3 protein-coding genes and 1 pseudogene are annotated in these 2,719 nt (G+C 33.0%); 1 reads left to right on the top strand and 3 read right to left on the bottom strand.

Annotation, left to right across the window (positions count from 1 at the left end; translation table 11 throughout):
- Positions 1–39: 39 nt before the first annotated feature.
- The 3 genes and pseudogenes from CJF42_RS25380 to fos form a co-directional block, all read right to left on the bottom strand.
- On the bottom strand, positions 40–234 hold the full coding sequence (locus tag CJF42_RS25380; RefSeq protein WP_095369280.1) for a hypothetical protein: 195 nt from the start codon (positions 232–234) through the stop codon (positions 40–42).
- Positions 235–432: 198 nt separating this feature from the next.
- A complete protein-coding gene (locus CJF42_RS25375) occupies positions 433–765 on the bottom strand; it encodes a VOC family protein (RefSeq protein WP_212668871.1) in 333 nt (110 codons plus the stop codon).
- A 122-nt stretch (positions 766–887) separates the two neighbouring features.
- Positions 888–1,285, bottom strand: a pseudogene (gene fos, locus CJF42_RS25370) (fosfomycin resistance glutathione transferase).
- A gap of 662 nt (positions 1,286–1,947) precedes the next feature.
- Here fos and CJF42_RS25360 point away from each other — a divergent pair.
- Positions 1,948–2,256 (top strand): hypothetical protein, encoded by a 309-nt coding sequence (locus CJF42_RS25360; RefSeq protein ID WP_095369278.1) that lies wholly within the window; start codon positions 1,948–1,950, stop codon positions 2,254–2,256.
- The last annotated feature ends 463 nt before the right edge of the window (positions 2,257–2,719 follow it).

The raw sequence follows: 2,719 nt of genomic DNA, 5'->3' as shown, positions 1-2,719 counted from the left end.
TTAATTTCACCTAAAACTGCTGACATAAAGTTAATCTATTTAATAATTAGGTGTAGTTTTAGGGGTTATACCTGACAGTTCTTGTTGGTATTGTTTTTTCAAACGCTTAACAGCAGATGCACCAGCACCTGAGATTTCTTGAACTTTTTTATTTGAATAACCTTTATCGACCATTAATTTAGCGTATTCTAATCTTTGCTCTGGAGTAAATAATATTTTTGATTTTATAGTCATGTTACTGCCTTTAAAAACTTATTGTAAGCTATAAATATCTACAGTGTCATTAGAGCACTACACATTTCTCTGTTTATAAAAAAGCGTGCATAATAAGTGGTGTATGGGCTGTGGGCTAGATACCTCCGGCTACCGATTAGCCGAATTATGACCATGGTAACTCAGCCATTATGCCAACCAAGTTATTATCTGGATCTCTTAGAAAACCAATCCATAAGTCATGATTTTCCATTTTGGCAGCAAGTTGAGGCTCACGCTCAAACGTTGTTCCTTTATTTCGTAATGATTCCGTGCGCTATGTATGTCGGAAACTTTGTAATAAATAGTAGATGTATTATGATCTTCCTCTTTTCCTTGAAGAGTAGTCAACATTAAGCGAGTACCGCCACAGTTAAAAAATGCCAATCCTGAAGGAACTTCAAATAGTAGTTCCAGCCCAAGAATATCACGATAAAACTTTACCAATTTTTTTAAATCAGAAATTGCTATCGCTATTTGACCAATTTTTTCAACCTCAATGTTTGAATTCATACTATTAATATTCCTATTCGGCTAACGAGACTGTTAATGGGTAGAATATTGTTGGTAAAATAAGCGACGAAGGAGCAAAAGCCAACTTTATTTTGTCCTTGTCTAACAGATTATGTTTACGATTAAAACAACTCTAGGCCTTCATATGGCATTAATTTTAAAGACTCAAGTCTTTGAGCTAAGCTACCTACATGCAACTCAAGTTTATGACCATTTGGATCTAGAAAATATAAGGATTCACCTTCACTTTTGTTTAGTTTCCACTCTTTGATGCCATTTTTAAGAATTTGAGACTTTACACTTTGAAAATTTGAAGCTGAAACATTAAAGGCCAAATGACTATAGTCATCACTCGGAATTGCGGTGTCACATAACAAACAAAACCAAATTTTGTTTAGAGTTAAGTAAGCACCATTAATCCATTTAGCATGAGGAGTCATACCAAGTAAATTGACATAAAAATGGATGACTCGTCCAAGTCATTAACAGTAATTGTAATGTGATTAAGACCTTGAAGCACAAACTATCCTTAGTCCTGAAATCATTTGACGGTTTTAATAGAAGACTAGTTGCTTTTACATCTGGTCTTTATTATGCATTTGGTTTGGTGTTTTCATTCCTAAACTCAAATGCGATCTCATTTTATTGTATATTACAATTATTTTGATTCATAATACTATTCTTTAACAATTCTATTTTGTATAAATTTTCTATCCGTTGCTTTAAGTTACCTAATTTGGTGAATAATAAAGCTTACTGTTATCCCGTGCCCAAAATTAAAAAAAACGGCGATTTTCACAAGCTGCGCGTCCAAAATTTTTTGGCATAAATACATCCTGACTTTTCTCCCCTCACTTCCTTTATCCGAACCTTTATCATCTCCCTCAAATAGTTCCCAGGGTACCATAAACATCAGTAAAAACACTTCCAAGGGGGCGTGGCATAGATAAAGCATGTTTAAGTTATTTCTCATTTAAACATAGTAACCAAAGCATTATGAAATAATTAATTTTAATCATATATATTTTTTTAGATGTGATTTATACGGGAGATTTTAAGACGAAAATTAATATCAGCGATAAAAATATGGATGCCTAATTTTATCACGTTGCATGCAATCTAATAGTTTAGTTATAATCAGTTTTCAGGCTTCATTTTTCGTCTCTAATTTTGGAATACTCCATGAAGAAACTCTCTAAAGTCCAACAAAAACAACAAGATCTTGTACTGAAAACTGCCGATATGCTCGAAGAACAAGCTCGCGCTGAAATCCCTGGCATGCTGCAATGCTGGTTTGATGTAGAGTATCACCTATTTCCAGGTTCATTACTGCTTTGTTTTCAATTCAAAAATAAGCAAGTATTAGAAGCTGCAGAACCTGATTTACTAAAATGGCAAAAACGATTAAGTGCCGCAATGATGAAAAAAGGCGTTATTTTAAAAAATATGCGTAAACATTTGGTGTTTACACTGAAAGGGCCTGAAAACTAAAACGAAGCTTAGGGAGCAATGGGCTCACTCTGATCCCATATCTAACATTGCATACCAAAAATTAGATATCAATAAGATAATTTTGCTGAAATGGACACTCCCAAGACAGCGTCTATGCGCTATAAAAAAAGTATGACTATCTAATTTTATTCCTCTTTACAAAAAAGAAACCACAGTGTTAAGTGCATTATAAATAATAATTATGTTATTAGGTTTTGCAGCTTATTATTCACCAAATTAATCAAAAAATCCCAAACCCAACTTTACGCTGAGTCTTTCAGTACTTTGAAGGGATAAATTTACTTGAATACGATAATAAAATTCATTTAGATGATTTTGATGAGTTAAGGGAGAAAATAATAAAACTTATTGGAAGTCATGCATTGAGTTTATATAAAATGAAAAAAGTTGCCTAGGGTCTGATCAATATCTGATGTAACGAATATTTCAAGTAATAGCCAAT

Origin of the sequence: Pseudoalteromonas sp. NBT06-2 (assembly GCF_002276045.1) — a bacterium.
GTDB lineage: Bacteria > Pseudomonadota > Gammaproteobacteria > Enterobacterales > Alteromonadaceae > Pseudoalteromonas.
Note: the sequence above shows the minus strand (reverse complement) of the source record. Positions and strands in the feature narration are given on the sequence as shown.